Here is a 19330-nt window from a genome sequence, read left to right as displayed (position 1 = left end):
TACCAGCGTCACCGCGCCCGCGTCAGCGCGCCTATAAACGCCAGCGCGCGCTATCCGCAGGCACCCGATCAGCACATCAGCGCGCGCCGCTGCCCTCTGCTGGTGCAGGTCACGCGCCTACCGGCAGCTGGCTGCTCTCAAGATAGCGACGGCACAGCCGCACCGAATGGCTGGCCCAGTGCGGCCCGAGGCTGAGCGCCATCTCGGTATCGGCGTGCGTGCCCATCCACGCCGTCATCTGAATACGACGCTGAATCAGCAGCGTCGGCACCAGCGCCATCTCAGCATCACTGATGTGCGCCACGCGTTCATAGCCGAGGATCCAGTTATCCACCCACTCCGCCGCACGCGGATGGTGCTCGACGAAACTGATCGCGGCCGCCAGATCATGCAGATACCAGCCCATGCCGCAGTCATCGAAGTCGATCACCCGGGTTTCGCCTTTGTGCAGCAGCAGGTTGGTCAGGCGCAGATCGGCGTGGATCAGGCCGTAGCGATCGCGCTCTTTACCAAATTCCGCCAGCGCCTGCCCGGCGCGCTCCACCGCCGCTGCGATAATGCCGTGATCGGCCGGATCAAGATGGGGCGCATCCTGCCAGCGCCCCCAGTGGCTGTGCTCGCTGACCATGGTGTGATGATCCCAGATAATACGCTGAAAACCTTCGGGTTTCTGCCAGCTGCGGCTGTGCTGATGCAGGCGCGCGGTGATGGTCCCGAGCTGCTGAAAGGCTTTGGGATCGACGTCGGTGGTCGGCATCTCGCCGTCAATCCAGTGGAACAGCACCGCATGACGCGAGCTGCCGTCCGCCAGCGTCAGCGTCAGTACGCTTTCACCGTCGCGCGCCGGAATCGCCTGCGGCACCATGATGCCGGTCTCGCGCAGCGCATCGAGCCACATCAGTTCACTGAGAATATCCGCTTTGCTGTGGTAATCCGGCCGGTGCAGGCGCAGCGCGTAGCGTTTGCCGCCAGCACGCAGCAAAAAGGTGGCGTTCTCCGAACGGCACAGCAATTGCAGCTCACCGTGCAGCGCGGCGGGATAGCAGGCCAGCGCACGTTGCGCCAGCAGGGTGATCTCGGCATCGGTCAGGGATTCGGCTTGTTTGGCGCTCATTCATCACTCTCCAGCATTAGTCTCTTAAAACCAGTGTTATCAGCATGGGATGAGGTCGTCCTGACTGCCTGACCGCAGAACAGCAAAAGTTGACCGCAGCGTACAGCCAGCGCTTTTTCTCGCAGCGAGTTGACCGCAGAGGACAAAACTCACTGCGCCGGCGTCAAGTTTTCCCGTCCCGGGCAGCGGCATTATCCCTTCACTGTAGCGCAAACCCACAATAGCGCGGTGCCAACGCCGCACAACAAGCATGACGGGGAGATGAAGATGACAGGCAAACTAAAACCCACGCTGGGCACCCTGCATTTATGGGGTATTGCGGTTGGACTGGTGATTTCCGGTGAGTATTTCGGCTGGAGCTATGGCTGGGGCGTGGCCGGGACGCTGGGATTCCTGATCACCACCGCGCTGATCGCCACACTTTATACCTGCTTTATTTTTAGCTTTACCGAACTGACCACGGCGATTCCGCACGCTGGCGGGCCGTTCGCTTACAGCCGTCGGGCATTTGGCGAAACCGGTGGTCTGATTGCCGGTCTGGCGACGCTGATTGAGTTCGTGTTCGCCCCGCCGGCCATCGCCATGGCGATTGGCGCCTACCTCAACGTGCAGTATCCCGATCTCAACCCCAAAACGGCGGCAGTCGGGGCTTATTTATTGTTTATGGCACTGAATATTCTCGGCGTGAAGCTGGCCGCGATGTTCGAACTGGTGGTGACGGTGCTGGCAGTGCTGGAGCTGCTGGTGTTCATGGGCGTGGTATCGCCGGGTTTCAGCGTCGCTAACTTCGCCGCCAACGGCTGGGCTGGCAGCGATCATTTTGGCATGCCAGCGCTGTCCGGCATCTTTGCCGCCATCCCGTTCGCTATCTGGTTTTTCCTCGCCATTGAAGGCGCGGCCATGGCGGCCGAAGAAGCCAAAGATCCGAAGCGCACCATCCCGAAAGCCTACATCAGCGGCATTCTTACCCTGGTGGTGCTGGCGATTGGCGTGATGCTGCTGGCCGGCGGCGCGGGCGACTGGCGCAAGCTGTCGGACATCAACGATCCGCTGCCGCAGGCGATGAAGATGATCGTCGGCGAGCACTCTAACTGGATGCATATGCTGGTGTGGATCGGCCTGTTTGGCCTGGTTGCCAGCTTCCACGGCATCATCCTTGGCTACTCGCGTCAGTTCTTTGCCCTGGCGCGCGCGGGCTATCTGCCGCCCAGCCTGGCGAAGCTGTCGCGCTTCCAGACGCCGCACCGCGCCATCATCGCCGGCGGTGTCATCGGTATCGCCGCCATTTACAGCGACGGACTGATCAACCTGCAGGGCATGACGCTGACGGCGGCGATGATCACCATGGCAGTGTTCGGCGCGATCGTGATGTACCTGATGAGTATGCTGAGCCTGTTTAAGCTGCGCCGCAGCGCACCGGACCTGGAGCGCAGCTTCCGTGCGCCGGGCTATCCGTTGGTTCCGGGCATCGCACTGGTGCTGTCGCTGGTGTGTCTGGTGGCGATGCTGTGGTTCAACCCGGTAATCGGCGGATTGTTTGTGGCGATTATGGTGCTCGGCTACCTTTACTTCCTCGCCACCAAAGCCCAGCGCGAGCGCGCACCGCAGGATTCCATGCTGGTCGGCGAGTAAGCAACGCATTGCCCCTGCCCTTCAGGCAACGGAGACGGGTACACAGAGCCCTTTGTGTACCCGTCTCTTTCTGCCCCACGTGATAAATCCATCCCACCACAGCACCGCTCCGGTCTTGCTGCTGTGATACCTTTTTTGCATGACGAAAATGACAATTCATTACGCGTAATCGGGGTGCAACAATCAAAAAAACCCGCAAAAGGAGCCACTATGCACACCCGACATTTATCGCAAACCCTGACTGTCAGTTCGATCGGCTATGGTGCCATGGGACTGAGCGAATTTTATGGCCAGACAGACGACACCGCTTCACTGCAGCTGTTACACACGCTTATCGACCTGAATATCACGTTTATCGACACCGCGGATATGTACGGTCGGGGCCATAATGAGCGGCTGATCGGCCACTTTCTTGCCGGTCTGGATAACGCGACGCGTGAGCAGTTTAACATTGCCACCAAGTGCGGAATCGTTCGCCCTGCGGACCAGGCTTATGCCCGGACGATTAACAACCAACCTGACTACATCACCCGCTGCTGTAATGAATCGCTTAAAAGGCTTGGCGTTGAGCGCATCGATCTGTTCTATCTTCACCGCGTGAGCCAGGTTACGCCGATTGAAGAGAGCATGGAATGCCTGAGCCGCCTCGTTAAAGCGGGTAAGATCAACCACATTGGCCTGTGTGAAGTTTCTGCTTCAACCCTGCGCCGGGCCCATGCCATTCACCCGCTCACTGCCCTGCAAACCGAATATTCACTGTGGACGCGCGATATCGAAGCTGAGATTCTGCCGGTGGTGAAAGAGCTGGGTATAGGTTTAGTTCCCTACTCTCCGCTGGGCAGAGGGTTTCTGACCGGAAAGTATCGTCATAACAGCGACTTCGCTGAGGGTGATTTCCGCAAAAATAATGAACGCTTCAGCCAGTCCAGCCTCGACCATAATGCCCAGCTTCTTGACGCGGTGCACCCGCTTGCTGAAAAGTACAGCTGCACGCCAGGGCAGATTGCGCTGGCCTGGCTGCTGGCGCAGTACGACAAGCTGATCCCCATTCCGGGAACGAAACAGACCCGCTATCTGGCGGAAAATGCGCAGGCCGCCGATATCGTGCTGGAGCAGGCAGATATCGCCTTACTGAACGCTATCCACCAGCATATTGAGATCAGGGGCGAGCGCTATTCTCAGGAAGGGATGAAAAGCATTAATGCCTGAAGCCATAACCGGGTAACGCCCGGTTATTTTTTCTGACGTCGCGCCGCCAGCCTGCTGCGCGTCCAGACCGATTAACCCCATATCCTGCTGATCTTTAGCGGGGTAGAATAACGTCTTTGATTACCCGGATGGACTCTATGGCGACGGCAGAGCACCTGATCAGCAACCATCTCCCCAGCGTGAAACAGCTTCAATGCTTTCTTGCGGTTGCGCACGAGCTGAACTTTCGCCGGGCCGCCGAACGGCTCAGAATGACTCAGCCTCCGCTAACCCGACAGATTAAGCGCCTTGAGGCCGTGCTGGAGCAGCCGTTGTTTAGCCGCAGCACCCATGACGTCAGTCTGACGGACGCTGGCCGGGCGCTGGTAATCAAAGCGGAGAAGATCCTTCAGGCGCTGAATGAACTCAAGCCTGGCTCGCTTTCTTCAGAAAAGCGCCTGCGTATCGGCCTCACCCGCACGCTGAATTTTGCACTGATTGCGCCCATTCGCCAGCAACTGCTGAAACTGGACGCCGCCGACGATGTGGAAACGCCCGATCTGACGTCTGCGCAGTTGCTGCAGTGTCTGGCAAAAAACCGCCTGGACCTGGTACTGACGGGCGAAAGGGCAACCGGCCACGAAGATACCGTGCAGTACCAGTGGATCGGTCGTGAGCCTTTGCTGGTAGCAATGCCGGCCAGACATCCGGCCAGCCTGAAAGAAAAAGTCTCGCTGGAAGCGATCGGTGATTTACCGCTGTTCTGGTTTGCCAGAAGCGCCAATCCGTCATTCTACGATAAATGTGAACGCTTGTTTTCACAGCTCCACACCCCGCTTAAAAGAGTTAAAGAGCCCGATGATTCACTGGTTATGCTGACACACATTGCCCGAGGAAAAGGCTTTGCCCTGATGCCGCAGTCGAAATGTACCTTTCATCAGGAAGGATTGTGTTATCGCGCACTGGCTGACGATGAAGCGCAAAAACTGCATATCGATATTTATGCCGCCATCAGACTGAATGAAAACCGGCCAGCCGTGCTGCATGCGCACGATATCGTGTGTCACGCCGGTCAGTTAAGCCAACACTGACCCGCTTCGGCCCCCTCTTCCGCTGGAAGAGGGGTTAAGCACGCATAAAGCGCCGTGATGCTACCCTTTCACCGGCCACAGCCAGGCGGCACCGCGCACGCCGCTGGAGTCACCGTGCACCGCTTTCAGCACCGGCGTTTCGCACTCGCGGCCAAACACCCACTGCTTCATCAGCGTCGGCACCGTCTGGTACAGCCGATCGTTGTTGCTCATGCCGCCGCCGAGCACAATCACATCCGGATCGAGCAGGTTAACCACCTGCGCCAGCGATTTGGCCAGCCGCGTTTCATAACGGCTCATCGCCAGCTCGGCCACCGGATCCTGCTGTTCGATCAGCCGGATGATCTCCGCGCCCTTCAGCGCCTGTCCGCTGAGACGCTGATAATCAATGGCGAAGCCAGTGCCGGAGACAAACGTCTCAATACAGCCCTGCAGCCCGCAGTAGCACGGCACTTCCGCGCGATAGCGCAGTTCGTCTTCGTCCATCCACGGCAGCGGATTATGCCCCCACTCGCCTGCGTTACCGTTACCGCCAATGCGTGATTCACCGTTGATGGCCACGCCTGCGCCGGAACCGGTGCCAATGATCACCGCAAACACCAGCGGCTGGCCTGCGCCTGCGCCATCCACCGCTTCGGAAACTGCCAGGCAATTCGCGTCGTTGGCGATGCGCACGTCACGATTCAGCGCACGCGCCAAATCTTTGTCCAGCGGCTGGCCGTTGAGCCACGTCGAGTTAGCATTTTTTACCCGCTGGGTATAAGGAGAAATCGTGCCGGGAATGCCGATGCCGACCGTCCCCTGCTGCCCGGTCTGCGCTTCCGCCAGCAGGACTAAATCGACAATCGCCTGCACCGTGGCGGTGTAGTCGTCACGCGGGGTATTCACGCGGTGGCGAAACAGCTCCTCGCCCTGGTCAGACAGCGCAATCACTTCAATCTTGGTGCCGCCTAAATCAATACCAATACGCACGATTTATTCCTCATTATTCGTTCAGGTGACAGATACAGTAGAAGGCTGAATCGGGAAAGGCAATGAAACCACTCCGATGTTTCGCTATCATGCGCGCTGACTGTTTTAGACTTGTGCGCCCGATCGCACCCACGGTAAGGAATCCTGATGTTGTGGTTTAAAAATATGATGGTTTATCGTCTGAATCGGGACATCCCGCTGTCCGCAGACGATCTGGAAAAACAGCTCGACGCCTTCACCTTCACGCCGTGCGGCAGCCAGGACATGGCCAAAACCGGCTGGGTCTCGCCGATGGGCAACCGCAGCGAAGCGCTGACGCATGTGATTAACGGTCAGATAGTGATCTGCGCCCGCACCGAGCAGAAAATTCTGCCGTCGCCGGTGGTGAAGCAGGCGCTGGAAGCCAAAATTGAGAAGCTGGAAGCGGAACAGAGCCGCAAGCTGAAAAAGACCGAAAAGGATTCGCTGAAAGATGAAGTGCTGCACAGCCTGCTGCCGCGCGCCTTCAGCCGTTTCAGTCAGACCTTTATGTGGATCGACACCGTCAATAATCTGATCATCGTCGACTGCGCCAGCGCGAAGAAAGCGGAAGATACGCTGGCGTTACTGCGTAAGAGCCTCGGCTCGCTACCGGTGGTGCCGCTGACGCTGGAAAATCCGATCGAGCTGACGCTGACCGAATGGGTGCGCTCCGGTGAATTGCCGGCGGGGTTCACCCTGATGGATGAGGCTGAGCTGAAGGCGATACTGGAAGATGGCGGCGTGATCCGCTGTAAAAAGCAGGATCTGGTTTCCGACGAGATCGCCACCCACATCGAAGCCGGTAAAGTGGTCACCAAACTGGCGCTCGACTGGCAGGAGCGTATTCAGCTGGTGATCGCCGATGATGCGTCGGTGAAGCGTCTGAAGTTCAGCGACACGCTGCGCGAGCAGAATGACGATATCGATCGCGATGATTTCGCCCAGCGTTTTGATGCCGATTTCATTCTGATGACCAGCGAGCTGGCGGCATTGATCAGCAATCTGGTGGAAGCGTTAGGCGGCGAAGCGCAGCGTTAAGCGGGCATCGCCGGCTGGAAGGATAGTACGGGTATGTTTAACGGTCGCCATGAATGGCGCCCCTGCAAATATGCTGACCGCAGGCCACACCCCATGCTGGCGCATAAAAAAACCGGTAACGCCGCACAGGCATTACCGGTTGATAATGGATGCTGCTTTAACGCTTAAAGATAGCGGCACAGGTAAGACGTTGGCTCTGCCACCTGCAGATGGAATTCGCTGTGGCCCGGCACGTTAAATACCGATCCGGCTTCGTACCATTTCCACTCGGCTTCGCCCGGCAGCAGCACTTTCAGCGCGCCGCTCACTACCGTCATCTCTTCCGGCTGGCCGGTACCAAAGGTGTATTCGCCTTCCGCCATCACGCCAACGCTGGCCCGGCCAATGGTGACGCTGTCGAAACCAATGGATTTCACTTTTCCGTCGAAATACTCACTTACGTTGAGCATGTTACTTCCTCACAGCACATTAGGGTTACCGGCAGATTACAAGGGAACTCGCTGATCTGTCACGCGAATTAGCGCCGCCCGTCGCAAGTTGTGATCGGCCTCGATCAGACGATCAGTTCAGCCGCCAGTTTCGCCACCAGCACATTCGACAGCAGCACCGGAATGCCCAGCATGTTCTGCAGGAAATCGCGGTGTTTCTGGTGATAACCGATACAGTCGAGCACCACCACATCAGCGCCCTGCTCCTGCAGGGTCAGTCCGGCTTCCATCAGTTCGCTCTGCTGCGCCAGGTATGGACTGGCGACGGCAAAACAGGGCGTGCTTTGCAGGTTACGCCATTTGCTGGCCTGCTCAGCGATCTGCTCCTCAACCGGCACCACGATGCCGATTTTGTGCGCCTGTACGATGGCGCTGACCAGCGGCGGAATGATGCGATCCGGCTCCAGCAGCAGCGCCGACGTGGTTTTTAGCGCGCCGAACTCACCGGTACACAGCAGCAGAATGGTGTCGTAACCCTGCTGCTCCAGCGCGGTAATTTTACGCTGCAGTCCCTGTTCGACAGTGCCGCCGCCAGCCGTACCTGTTCGCCGCTGCTCATGCGCGAAACCAGCACTTTATCGCCCGGCGCGGGAGCGTATAACTGCTCCACTTCAGCCAGCGTCAGGCCATCCAGCAGACCGGCATGCGCGACGGCGTCGGCGGGCAAATGCTCCTGCAGCAGCGGCAAAATATCGCTACGCGGTGACTGGCCAATGGTTAAGGTTACTAGCGACGGTTTCATCATCAGGCTTTCCGGCTGCGCAGGTGGCTGAGGCTACCATACAAAGATAGCAGCAGCGCGTACTCCTGCGGGTCATAAAACTGGCAGGTCTCACGGCCAAACTCTTTGGCCACTTCCACCGCAAAGCGCACGGTCGCCGCGATGTCCACTTCATGGCTGGCGCCGGTGCCGCAGCCAGGCACCACGGATTGCGCACAAATCGCGACGCCCACCACTGGCACATCAGTGGCGGTGGACGGTTGCAGGATGCTGTTGAGATGATACACGCCGTTGCCGTAAGGGGTGATGTCCTGCGTGGTGATCGGGAAGGTCACCGCAGGCTGACCGCTGGTCATCTCCATAATGCGCAGCAGATCTTCCGACACGCGCAGGATGTAGCCCTCTTTCACCGTGGGAGACAGCGCATAGCCCTTATGGTTGAGGATGCGGTTTCCTTTAGTGGTATCGATAGAGAGAATCGCGTCGACGCCCGCAACCACTTCGTTGTCATTCATGGTGATGTCGTCGCACGGCGAATCCATGAAGTCCACCGGCTCGTGCGGCCGGGTCGGCGCATCCGGACAAATATGCGTGGTTACGATCACGTCGCCGGCCAGCACGTCGCCTTTGGTCTGCATCTGTGCCAGCTTCAGCGCGCTGCTCACCGCAGCAACCGCACCGTCGGCGTCGGACACCATGCCGATGCGCGTCGGGCGCGCACCGATGCCGCCGAGACGGCCAATGATCCCCAGCGTCGGCGCGCTGCCGCCCCGGCTTTTGCCCTGGGCGCCCGGAATGTCGATGCGCACAAAATCGGTGCGCCCTTTAGGCCCGCTGACGCGCTTAAAGCTGGCTTGCACGCCCGGATAGGCGGCGAACAGATCGACCACCTGCTGGCCATCCACGTAGGCGCTGTCGAGTAACTCAAAAACCTGTAGTGTCTGCTGTAAACTCATCGCTAAATCCCTGGATTATTTCTTACTGCTACTGGCAAAAAGTGAGTGGAAGAAGCTGTACAGCGCGTCGCCCGCAATGAATCCAGCGGCCATCACCTCCATCGGTGAACGTCCACGCTCGCCCCATACGCGCAGGATCAGGACACGTAACGCAATCCCGACCAGCACCGCCCAGCCTGCGGCGGCGTTGTTGATTAACAGACCGGTGGCTAACAGCACGCCGAGCTGGCGCTTAGGCCCGCCGATCAGCTGAATAATCGCCCCCGGAATCGCCCACATCTGCAGGCTACCGGCAATGCCCGGCTCCGCGCCGGCCTGAATGGTTTTGGCGTAAACGCGCGCCACCGGCGGCAGCAGGTTGTCGACAAAGAACAGGTTATGCGCATACCACACCACCGGAATTGCGATGACGAAAGCGATCATCGCGGCGATCAGCTGGATGCGGCGGCCCCACAGCTCCTGCTGCACATCGGCCCCGTTGCCGCGCAGAATAAAGCCGGCCTTCAGGTCATAGCCCATATCAGCGAAGGCCGGACCGGTGGCCGCGGTGAAGCCGCACAGCAGGCACAACGCCAGCGGCGGGAAGCCGAGCAGGATGCCGAGGATCAGGGTGATCAGCGCCACCGCGAAGGCCGGGAACCAGCCCGAGTGCATAGCGGCGATACCAACAATCAGCTCATGCACAAAGGCGGCAAAGGCCGCGTAGATAATAAACAGCAGCAGCATCGGCAGGCCCATTTCGCTCCACAGCCCGCCACCCAGCGCCAGCAGTGCCGAGATCACGATATAGCCAACGGTCCCCAGGCCGAGCGCGCGTTTAACTTCGGTGTCGCTGCGGCTGACGTTGAGGTTGTCGTGACGGCGGCTGCGAATCACCTGCACCACCTGAATCAGCGCCACCAGACCGGCTCCAACCATTACGCCGTGCGGAATGTACAGCGCATTAATATCAATACCGGCAACCGGTTGCGCATAGGCACGCAGCAGGAAGCCGATGCCGAGCATGGTCAGCGCCCAGATATTGCCAATGAATGCCGTACCAAAGGCGGACATCGGGATTTTCAGCATTGAGCCCGCGACGCCGCCCACGATTCCAGCCACCAGCAGCCATGCCTGGCGACCGCCTTTATCACCGGCTTTAATCGCTTCTGCCGCTGCCACGCCCGGTGGCCATGCATTGCTGGCCGGAAACACGCGCGTGTCGAACAGACGATACAGCAGCCACGCATCCAGCAGCATTGCCGCGCTGACGCCGACAAACAGCGGCAGCACCAGCTGCGGCTCACCCAGCGCCCACGGCACGGCAATCGGCATCAGCAGGCTATTGGCAGCGCCGAAGGTGGCGGAAGAGATAGCGGTCTGTGCAAGGTTTTGCACTTCAACCGAACGGTAGCGGCGAAACCACTGCAGTGGAATGCGCGCCAGCAGCATGGCAAATAGCGCGCCGATAATAGAAGTATTGGGCGTTACCCCAATAGTTGTGATCAGCTGTACCCCAATGATGGCCCCTGCAACTGACAGCAGAACCAGCATCAGACCCACGCCAATATTTTTTATTGGATTATCCAGACGCATATTATCCCCGTATTTTCACCCTGTAGAAAACGCGCAATGACATTGTGCCCGACACGCGGAACCTCAACGTTTTATTCATCGTTCCCTGATTATTGAAATAAGCAGGTCCGAAGACCTGCTATTTCCCCGGTGTGGCGCGAAGTATTACGCCTTGAAATCAAATTAGGGTTGTCCTGTTTTATTCAGGACGCTGCGCCGTATTTTTCGGCCATCAGTGCAGCCGTTGCGCGCAATTCGCTGAGCAGCGCTTCCGGATAACCCGGGGCCGCTTCCTGCGAAAGAAATGAGAGACACAGTGCGGCACTTTCACCGCGGTGTTTATTGGTTACCGCTACGGCAAGCGAGCTAATGCCAGGCAGCGTTTCATTGCGGGCCAGTGCCCAGCCCTGCTGACGAATCAGCGCCAGCTCTTTGCACAGCGCATCGATATTCAGCGGTGAATTGATCGACGCGGTTTGCCAGTTATCGCTGAAGCGCGCGCGCACCTCGTCATCGCTCAGCTGCGCTAACAGCACGCGGCCGGTCGACGTGCCGGTAACCGACACCCGTGTACCAGGCGGCGTCACCAGCTGGGTAAAGAAGCGACCGTGGTACATGCGCATCACCAGCACATCGTCACCGTCCAGCACCGAGATATAGCCCATGCAGCCGCTGCTGGCCGCCAGGCGCGCCATCGGCGCCGATGCGCTGTCAATCAGCGGTGTCGAAAGATAATGCCCGGCAACGGACAACAGCACGCGGCCAATCTGAAAACAGCGGCTGTCGGGATCGCGCTCCAGTAAACCTTCGCTTTCCATGGTCGCCAGCAGGCGCGACACGGTACTTTTCGGCAGCCCCAGCGCCTCCACCACCTCGGTAAAGGTCAGGCCGGGATGGCCCTGCGCCACGCCAAAGCGCTGAAACAGCTTAAGCACGGCGGCGGCATTTTCGAGTGTGGTCATGGCGCTGGTTTCACTATATGGAACTGAGTTCCTGTATCGATAACCCGAAAATAAAACGCGACGGTTTATCGGTCAAGCGCAAATTTTGCACCGGACAAAACGCAGGCTATTTAAGGCAGCAGAAAATAAGGGCTAAAGGCAAAATAAAAAGACGTTATCAGGCAGGAGAGCGATTAAACAGAAAAGACGGCAGCTTTTATCGCCGTAATTAGCGCATCAGGGAAAATAAAAAATCTATTTAGCGACCGGACGTAATTACGCTAAAGCGGGCATCCCTGCCCACCGGGATTATTCTTTTTCCACATCTTCATAGCGGTCTTTGGCATCCTGCGCTTCCGCTTCCGATTTATGTTCGCTAATTAAGGTATCCGGACGTGGATGGTCAGCCCGTAATTCATACCAGGTGACGGTATTGCCCGCCTGCCCTTTTTCAACGGCAACAATGCGCGCTTCTCGCGGATAGGGTGGTCTGGTTGGCATCGTTTTCCCTCTTATGTCAGGTTTCCACACAGACAGCGGTGATCCTCTGCCTGCTATTGAGTATAGACAATCGAGGATCGCTGTAAAAAAGAGGGAGAATTCTTAGGCAGTTAGCTGGCGCGGGCGAGAGACAGCGATTGCAGAATATGTTCCACCACCTGCTCCGGTGCCTGCATCGCATTGACTTCATGGTGCGCGGCCTGACGATAGAGCTGCGCGCGTTCGCGCAGGATATCTTCCATCTCTTCCGCGATGGGCCGGCCGGTCAGGGTCGGACGCTGTGCCGCTTCTGGCTGACGCTCCAGCCGATCGGCCAGCACGCCAGAGGGTGCGTTGAGCCAGATGACCTGGCCATGCTCACGCATGAAGTGACGATTGACGTCAGCCAGCACCATGCCGCCGCCGGTGGCGATTACGCTGGCAGGCGCGGTAACCGCCCGCAGCGATTCACTTTCACGCGCGCGAAAGCTGTCCCAGCCTTCCGTCGCCACAATCTCTGCCACGCTGCGCTGTGTGGTGAGCTGCAGGTGGTGGTCGGTGTCACGAAAGGCATAGCCCAGCGCTTGCGACAACGCCTGGCCAATGGTGGTTTTACCGCAACCGCGTGCGCCGATCAGATAGATGGGTAATGACATCCGGGCTCATCCTCCGCCGTAGTCTGCCGCGCGGGCAACGTCATCAGGTCAATAATGCGTCGCATGATACCTGGATTTTATTTTATCAGCCAGCCGCGAAGCACGAATTACGCGTATTTCAGCGATAGCCAGTGCCATTTTCATGATTTTAAAAGGAAAAACGATGCGCATTTCGTGCATCAGGTGATTTGTAAGCGCGGGGCAACATTTGCTTACCAGGCCGCTGATTTACTTTCTGTCACGCAGCCCGCATATACGCTTTATAGTTCAGGCAACGGACGTCCTGTTGGTCGCCTGAAGAACAACACGCTATGCCTAACCGGAGGTTCACCATGCAGAGCCAGGAACAACAACTTATTGAAAGCCTGTTCAGCCGTCTGAAACAGGCAGAAAGCCAGAGCGGCCCGCGTGATGCCGGTGCCGAACAGTTAATCAATCAGCATTTACAGAGCCAGCCCGGTGCGCCCTACTACATGGCGCAGGCGATCCTGATTCAGGAAGCGGCGATGAAAAAGCTCAACGCGCAGGTATCGGAGCTGGAGAGCCGTCTGGCGCAGGCGCAGCAGCAGGCCCCGCAGCAAAGCAGCGGCGGTTTCCTGTCGAGCCTGTTCGGCGGCGGTTCACGCCCGGCGCAGCCGCAACAGCCGGCATGGAACAGCGCACCGCAACAGCCACAATATGCCGCACCGCCTCAGCAGCAGTATGCTGCACCGGCGCGCGGTACCGGTTTCCTGGGTGGCGCACTGCAAACGGCTGTCGGCGTGGCCGGCGGTGTGGTGATGGCGGACATGCTCACCAGCCTGTTCCACCATTCGCAGCCGGAAGAGATCGTCAATATCATCAACGAACCGGCGCTGCCGCAGGTGGATGATAATCTGGACACCTTCAACGGCAATGACAGCAACAATGCCTTCCTGAATGACAATTCAGGCTGGGACAACAACAGCTTTGCCGATAACAATGATTTTAACGATTTCGGCAGCGGCGGTGATTTTGACGATGACGACAGCTTCGTCTGATTAACGCTGACGTAACCATTTATCCAGTTCGTTGGCAAACTGCTGGCGGTCACGTGGGCTTAATGCCGACGGGCCGCCGCTCTGAATGCCGCTGGCGCGCATCGTTTCCATAAAATCGCGCATGGTCAGACGCTGGCGAATGGTATCGCTGCTGTAACGCTCCCCGCGCGGATTTAGCGCTGCCGCCCCTTTCTCCAGCACTTCTGCTGCCAGCGGAATATCGCCGGTAATCACCAGCTCGCCCGGCTGCACGCGTTTCACAATCTCGTTATCGGCCACGTCAAAGCCGGCAGCTACCTGCAGCGTTTTCAGAAACGGCGACGGCGGTACGCGCAGCGGTTGGTTAGCGACGAAGGTCACGGTGACTTTGGTGCGCTCAGCGGCGCGATACAGCACCTCTTTGATGACATTGGGACACGCATCGGCATCCACCCAAATCGACATGTTTAATCCTTATTAACGGGCAATGCCTGCGATCTTGCCGCGCTGACCGCGAATGGCAAATGTTATTTGTGCGCGACTTGTTATTCACCGCCGCTGACGTAAGCTAACCCACTGAGAAAACCGAACCACGTAAAGGATAAAGCGATGCTGGAGAAGAAAATCGGGTTTGTCGGCTGCGGCAATATGGCGAAAGCCATCATCAGCGGCCTGGTGAACAGCGGGCAGATCGCCCCGGCCAATATCTGGGTGCACGATCGAAAACCCGACACCAACCAGGCGATGGCGCAGCAGTATGGCGTGACGGCGGCGGAAAGCGTCGAGAGTCTGGCACGTGAAGTGGACATTCTGTTTGGCGCGGTGAAACCCAACGTGATTCTCAAAGTGCTCAAGGATCTGGCCGGCCAGCTGAAGAAAGATGCGCTGGTGGTGTCGATTGCCGCAGGTGTGACGCTGGATTCGCTGGCGGCGGTGCTCGGTCACGATCGTAAAATCATCCGCGTGATGCCGAATACGCCGTCGCTGGTCAATGAAGGCATGACCTCTATTACGCCGAACGTGCTGGTGGAACCGCAGGAAGTGGACGAGGTGGTGACCATTTTTGAGAGCTTCGGCAAAGCGGCGGTGGTGAACGAGTATCTGATTCATGCCGTGGTGGGTGTCAGCGGCTCGGCACCGGCTTACGTGTTTATGTTTATCGAAGCGATGGCTGATGCCGCCGTGCTGGGCGGCATGCCGCGGGCGCAGGCTTATCAGTTTGCGGCGCAGGCGGTAAAAGGTTCCGCCCAGATGGTGCTGGAGACCGGCAAACATCCTGGCGAACTGAAAGATATGGTGTGCTCACCGGGCGGCACCACCATTGAAGCGGTGAAGGTGCTGGAAGAAAAAGGCTTCCGCGCTGCGGTGATGGGCGCGATGCAGCAGTGCATGGCGAAGTCCGAGGCGCTGAGTAAGCAGTGATGGTGCGGATTTCCCCTCACCCTAACCCTCTCCCGCAGGCGGGAGAGGGGACTGTTGGGTGCGGACTTGAACCTTAACCCTGATACGCTTCAAACAGCGCCAGGCCTTGTTCCAGCGTCATTGGCTGCTGCATCTCATGCACCAGCGCGGCGGTGAGCGTATACATGCCGGCTGAACACACTGCCGCAATCATGCCCTGCTGGCAGTAAAAAGCGATAAAGCGTTTGTCCTGCAGCGATCCCAGCAGGCGATAATCATCCCACTCTTCTGTATGCCCCAGATACTCATAGCGGGTGCCGTAATGCGCAGTCCAGAAGAACGGGACGCGATCGTACATGATGCGTTTGCCCAGCATATTCAGCGCAGCAATGCGCCCCTGCTGATGCGCCACGCGATAGTGCTCAATGCGCTGCACGCCACGCGGCGTGAGATAGCTGGCAATATCTCCCGCGACCCAGATGTTTTCACTGACCCGCAGCTGACTGTCGGCCAGCAGGCTGCCATCCTTCTGTAAGGGCAGGTCGTGAATAAAATGGGTGGCCGGCACAATGCCGGTGGCAAACAGCACCTGGCTGGCTGGCACGGTTTTGCCACCTTTGAGCCGCACGCCACTCACTGCGCCTTCACCGGTCAGCGCTTCCGGTTCACCCTCGACAAACTTCACGCCGTTGCTGCGGTGCAGCTCATAAAAATGACGGCCAATCTCTTCGCCGAACTGGCTGGCAAACGGCAGCGGATGACGCGCCACCACCGTGACATCTATGTCGCGGTTACGCAGCGCACCGGCCACTTCCATACCGATAAAACTGTTGCCGATAATCACCAGCTGCTGCGCCTCATCCACCTGCGAAATCAGCGTGTCGGCCTGGCGCAGTGAACGCAGCAGGTGCACGCCATCCAGATCCTTGCCCGGGATATCAAGCGGCTGCGGCACGCCGCCGGTCGCGATCAGCAACTGGTCAAACTTCACCTGCTGCCCGTCTTTCAGCACCAGCGTCTGCTCCTGCGCTTTCAGCTGCACCACCTCCCCCTGCAGCCACACCACCGGGCCCAGCACATCCTGTTTCAGCAGCTTTGGTACCTCATCGATGGCCATCTTGCCGGAAGGGACAAATTTACTCAGCGTGGTGCGATCGTAAGGTGCGTCGCTTTCACGCTCGATACGCACAATACGGCCGCTAAAGCCTTCATCGCGCAGCGTCCAGATCGCAGCACTGCCCGCCGCGCCAGAGCCGAGAATCACGCACACCGGCGCTTCACCCTGAGCTACCGGCGCACTGGCCGGCGACATCGCCTGCGGATTGATCAGCACCTGCCCCTGTTCAATGCGCACCGGATAGCGTTTGAGATTGGCCAGCGCCAGCGGCTCGCACATTTTGCCATCGCGCAGCTCAAACACCGCCTTATGCCACGGACACACCAGTTTGTCGCCGCACACTGCGCCCTGCTCCAGCGGTGCGCCCGCGTGCGGACATTTTGCCTGCAGCGCCTGCACGCGCTCGCCGTCGCGAATCAGCACCATATCCGTTTCGCCGACGGTCACTTTAGTGGGTTTACGCTGCGCCAGCGCCTTGAGTTCCACGACAGATTGATAGCTCACGGTTCGCCTCCTTCGGGGTTGTTCGTCTGATACGACAATTCCTTACAAAGAGTAAGTGTGGCAAAGCGTGAGGATTTAGCAGGAGAAACAAAGCGAAACGGCGGTTAACTGACTGTTAAACCGCCGTTTTAAGCGGCACGAAAGGATCACAAGAAGACGCTGGGCACGATGATCAGCGCGAAAATCGCCACAATCAGTCCATGTTTGACCCAGTAATACAACCGGCGATTACGTTTCTTCAGGTTCTGACCGGCATCGCGCAGCGCATAAACGTATTTGAAGATGCGGTTGAGAAAGCCGGTACGATCGTTTTCGTCGTTGGGCGATGCCGCTGCTGACATTAGCGTCGAGCCCACCCAGTGGTTGACCGCCTGCGCCCAGCGCCATTTCATTGGCCGCTCGATATCGCAAAACAGGATGATACGCGTCTGCTCGCTTTCATTCTGCGCCCAGTGCACGTAAGTTTCGTCGAAGATCACCGCCTGACCGTCGCGCCAGCTGTGGCGCTGACGATCCACTTCAATAAAGCAGCGATCGTCGTTGGGCGTTTGCAGCCCGAGGTGATAGCGCACCGAACCGGCATAAGGATCGCGGTGTTTGCCCAGATGGCTGCCCGGCGGCAGTTCAGCAAACATGGCCGCTTTAACGCCGGGAATGTTGCTCACCAGTTCGGTGGTTACCGGACAGAGTTCGCGCGCTGACGGATGCGCATCGCTATACCATTTTAAATAGAAACGCTTCCAGCCACGCCTGAAGAAGGTATTAAATCCGGCATCGTTATGCGTCTGCGCCGCTTTAATGTGATCCTGCAGGCGAATGGCTTCATCGCGAATCACCTGCCAGTTATCGGTCAGCTGACGCAGCTCAGGAAAATCCTCAACCGGAAAATAGGGCTGTTTAGCCGGCAGTCGCGACAGCCCGGTCATAAACATATTGATCGGCGCCATAAAAGTGGAGTGATCAAATAACTGACGGGAAAACTTTTGCTTTTCCACGCCGCGTGAGTGGGCGTAAAGCACACTAACAATAAATACACCAATAATGATCGCAGCGACCATACAACAGGTTCCTTATGTTGCACGTAAAGCCGCTCTGGCCACGGTTAAGCGTCAGAGAGACTGGATGAGGAGAAATGGAATTTTATGTAAGGATTTTGTAAAGTTTTGGCAACGCGTGCCGTTTATGACAGAAAAAATACCCCGCGCATTAACCCTGCGAGTGCGGACACAAAAAAGCGGCCCGCAGGCCGCCAGAGGTTTAAGCACTCTTCTTCAGACAGCTGCTCATAAAGGTTTTACGCGCATCGCCGCTGAGTTTTTTCTCTCCTGCTTCGCTATTACAGCTTTTCATTTTCATCTGCTGCGGCGTCATATTGCCCATTTTGCTGTCTTTCTTCAGGCATTCGCTCATAAAGCTTTTACGCGCATCGCCTTTCAGATTTTGCGCGCCTGCATGCTGATTACACAGCGTCATTTTTTCCTGCTGCGCGGTTTTCTCCGCCGCGCCCGCACCGCCAGCCAGCAGCAGGCCTGCTGCCATTATTGCCACAAGACACGATTTCATTGCCGGTTTCTCCGTGTGATTATTGCCTGTTAAGCATGGCACGGAATAAGCAAAGCGGAAAAAAATCTATGCGCGTACGGCGGGATTATTCGCGCGGGTGGTTGAGCAACTTTTCGACGTAATTGCGCAGCATCAGCGCGTCCGGATTTTCCTGCACGGAAGCGGCGGGCGGCATCGCGCGATCAATACCCGCCGCGATGTCGCTAACCTGGGCGGCATCCAGTCTGCGCAGCATGGCGGTGAGCACGATTTCCAGCGCCTCAACCTGGACCACTAATTCTTTAGACTCTTCTTCTTTTTCTGCCAGCTTGAGCAGGAGTTCCGCAATCAGGTTTTTCATGCGATGGACTCAGTCAGAATGGGAAAACAAAAATTAGCATTGGCAGGATTAAAACAACAAGAATTTTTGCCGGGCAAAGGAAAAATAATGGTTAGCCGAAGCGTAAAAAAAGTGGCTGAAATTCAATATATAACGGCGAAACGTTTCACTGACAAAATACGCCGCAGATAAAACGTTTCGCATCGCTGCATTAATTATGCGCTGGCGCTAAATTAACGCGGCCCCTGATACCCATGGCCGGGACCGCCACCGCCAGGACCACCCCAACCTCCTCCGCCGCCGCCCGGCGGGGGAAAAAGACAACCGCTTAACGCGGACACCAGCGCCACAACGGCAGCGAGCTTAACGATACGGATCATATTGACCTCAGGTTGCTGAAATTGCGCTGAGTGTATGAAGCGGCAGTTAACACGACAATACAGAATGCTCCGCAACCCGGCGCTATTCATGCCTCCTCACCACGCTTAACGTTTTAGTGGCAAGAAACCGCTAAAAAAGCCTCACAGACCGCGCAATACACCAGCTTAAGTTACAGCGAACGCTGTGCCGCAAACG

Annotated in this window: 20 protein-coding genes and 1 pseudogene; 7 read left to right on the top strand and 14 right to left on the bottom strand. The window is 57.7% G+C overall.

Annotated features, from left to right (window positions below):
• Positions 1-109: 109 nt before the first annotated feature.
• Entirely contained in the window at positions 110-1114 is a 1005-nt protein-coding gene (locus tag QMM04_RS01715; RefSeq protein WP_058775209.1) for a phosphotransferase, read from the bottom strand.
• A gap of 267 nt (positions 1115-1381) precedes the next feature.
• Here QMM04_RS01715 and eat point away from each other — a divergent pair, with 267 nt between their 5' ends.
• From eat to QMM04_RS01700, 3 genes are all read left to right on the top strand, one after another.
• Positions 1382-2746: an ethanolamine permease gene (eat, locus tag QMM04_RS01710; protein WP_058758051.1), complete on the top strand. Its 1365-nt coding sequence runs from the start codon at positions 1382-1384 to the stop codon at positions 2744-2746.
• A gap of 210 nt (positions 2747-2956) precedes the next feature.
• Complete coding sequence (locus QMM04_RS01705) at positions 2957-3955, top strand: aldo/keto reductase (RefSeq protein ID WP_282995520.1); 999 nt, start codon at positions 2957-2959, stop codon at positions 3953-3955.
• Between the two features lie 137 nt (positions 3956-4092).
• Complete coding sequence (locus QMM04_RS01700) at positions 4093-5025, top strand: LysR family transcriptional regulator (RefSeq protein ID WP_282995519.1); 933 nt, start codon at positions 4093-4095, stop codon at positions 5023-5025.
• 60 nt (positions 5026-5085) lie between these two features.
• Here QMM04_RS01700 and mak read toward each other — a convergent pair whose 3' ends face one another.
• Positions 5086-5997, bottom strand: coding sequence for a fructokinase (mak, locus tag QMM04_RS01695; RefSeq protein ID WP_058781197.1), 912 nt, complete (start codon positions 5995-5997; stop codon positions 5086-5088).
• A gap of 147 nt (positions 5998-6144) precedes the next feature.
• Between mak and rdgC the strand changes: the two genes are divergently transcribed.
• On the top strand, positions 6145-7056 hold the full coding sequence (rdgC, locus tag QMM04_RS01690; protein WP_021507129.1) for a recombination-associated protein RdgC: 912 nt from the start codon (positions 6145-6147) through the stop codon (positions 7054-7056).
• A gap of 164 nt (positions 7057-7220) precedes the next feature.
• On the opposite strand, the gene ppnP is transcribed toward rdgC, so the two are convergent.
• The 7 genes and pseudogenes from ppnP to aroL form a co-directional block, all read right to left on the bottom strand.
• A complete protein-coding gene (gene ppnP / locus QMM04_RS01685) occupies positions 7221-7505 on the bottom strand; it encodes a pyrimidine/purine nucleoside phosphorylase (protein ID WP_010616577.1) in 285 nt (94 codons plus the stop codon).
• Positions 7506-7609: 104 nt separating this feature from the next.
• Positions 7610-8286: pseudogene (locus tag QMM04_RS01680) on the bottom strand (AroM family protein).
• A 2-nt stretch (positions 8287-8288) separates the two neighbouring features.
• Complete coding sequence (locus QMM04_RS01675) at positions 8289-9221, bottom strand: DUF1177 domain-containing protein (RefSeq protein ID WP_021507226.1); 933 nt, start codon at positions 9219-9221, stop codon at positions 8289-8291.
• A gap of 15 nt (positions 9222-9236) precedes the next feature.
• Positions 9237-10796, bottom strand: a complete 1560-nt coding sequence (locus QMM04_RS01670; protein ID WP_282995518.1) for an OPT/YSL family transporter — start codon at positions 10794-10796, stop codon at positions 9237-9239.
• 182 nt (positions 10797-10978) lie between these two features.
• A complete protein-coding gene (locus QMM04_RS01665; protein ID WP_058757986.1) occupies positions 10979-11737 on the bottom strand; it encodes an IclR family transcriptional regulator in 759 nt (252 codons plus the stop codon).
• Between the two features lie 288 nt (positions 11738-12025).
• Positions 12026-12217 carry a YaiA family protein gene (locus QMM04_RS01660; RefSeq protein WP_021507229.1) on the bottom strand — a complete coding sequence of 64 codons (192 nt, stop codon included), beginning with the start codon at positions 12215-12217 and terminating at the stop codon, positions 12026-12028.
• A 110-nt stretch (positions 12218-12327) separates the two neighbouring features.
• Positions 12328-12852 carry a shikimate kinase AroL gene (aroL, locus tag QMM04_RS01655; protein ID WP_021507230.1) on the bottom strand — a complete coding sequence of 175 codons (525 nt, stop codon included), beginning with the start codon at positions 12850-12852 and terminating at the stop codon, positions 12328-12330.
• 332 nt (positions 12853-13184) lie between these two features.
• On the opposite strand from aroL, the gene QMM04_RS01650 reads away from it, so the two are divergent.
• Positions 13185-13871, top strand: coding sequence for a DUF2076 domain-containing protein (locus QMM04_RS01650; RefSeq protein ID WP_058775202.1), 687 nt, complete (start codon positions 13185-13187; stop codon positions 13869-13871).
• Here QMM04_RS01650 and QMM04_RS01645 read toward each other — a convergent pair whose 3' ends face one another.
• Positions 13872-14315: a YaiI/YqxD family protein gene (locus QMM04_RS01645; RefSeq protein WP_010616571.1), complete on the bottom strand. Its 444-nt coding sequence runs from the start codon at positions 14313-14315 to the stop codon at positions 13872-13874.
• A 144-nt stretch (positions 14316-14459) separates the two neighbouring features.
• Between QMM04_RS01645 and proC the strand changes: the two genes are divergently transcribed.
• Positions 14460-15272 carry a pyrroline-5-carboxylate reductase gene (gene proC / locus QMM04_RS01640; RefSeq protein ID WP_021507232.1) on the top strand — a complete coding sequence of 271 codons (813 nt, stop codon included), beginning with the start codon at positions 14460-14462 and terminating at the stop codon, positions 15270-15272.
• 73 nt (positions 15273-15345) lie between these two features.
• Here the strand turns inward: proC and QMM04_RS01635 are convergent, their stop codons facing one another.
• The 4 genes from QMM04_RS01635 to iraP all read right to left on the bottom strand — a co-directional run bounded on the left by QMM04_RS01635 (position 15346) and on the right by iraP (position 18775).
• The gene (locus QMM04_RS01635; protein WP_282995517.1) at positions 15346-16872 is read right to left on the bottom strand and encodes an FAD-dependent oxidoreductase; all 1527 of its coding nucleotides are present in this window, start codon (positions 16870-16872) and stop codon (positions 15346-15348) included.
• Positions 16873-17018: 146 nt separating this feature from the next.
• A complete protein-coding gene (lpxO, locus tag QMM04_RS01630) occupies positions 17019-17930 on the bottom strand; it encodes a lipid A hydroxylase LpxO (RefSeq protein ID WP_282995516.1) in 912 nt (303 codons plus the stop codon).
• Positions 17931-18129: 199 nt separating this feature from the next.
• Positions 18130-18435 (bottom strand): PsiF family protein, encoded by a 306-nt coding sequence (locus tag QMM04_RS01625; protein ID WP_058757988.1) that lies wholly within the window; start codon positions 18433-18435, stop codon positions 18130-18132.
• Positions 18436-18520: 85 nt separating this feature from the next.
• The gene (iraP, locus tag QMM04_RS01620) at positions 18521-18775 is read right to left on the bottom strand and encodes an anti-adapter protein IraP (protein ID WP_021507236.1); all 255 of its coding nucleotides are present in this window, start codon (positions 18773-18775) and stop codon (positions 18521-18523) included.
• 18 nt (positions 18776-18793) lie between these two features.
• Here iraP and QMM04_RS01615 point away from each other — a divergent pair, with 18 nt between their 5' ends.
• Positions 18794-18946 (top strand): hypothetical protein, encoded by a 153-nt coding sequence (locus QMM04_RS01615; RefSeq protein ID WP_193750246.1) that lies wholly within the window; start codon positions 18794-18796, stop codon positions 18944-18946.
• Positions 18947-19330: the final 384 nt, after the last annotated feature.

It is taken from the genome of Pantoea sp. Pa-EAmG (assembly GCF_030024295.1).
Taxonomy (GTDB): domain Bacteria; phylum Pseudomonadota; class Gammaproteobacteria; order Enterobacterales; family Enterobacteriaceae; genus Pantoea; species Pantoea dispersa.
The sequence above is the reverse complement of the archived record's forward strand: the minus strand, read 5'-3'. Positions and strand labels throughout refer to the sequence as shown.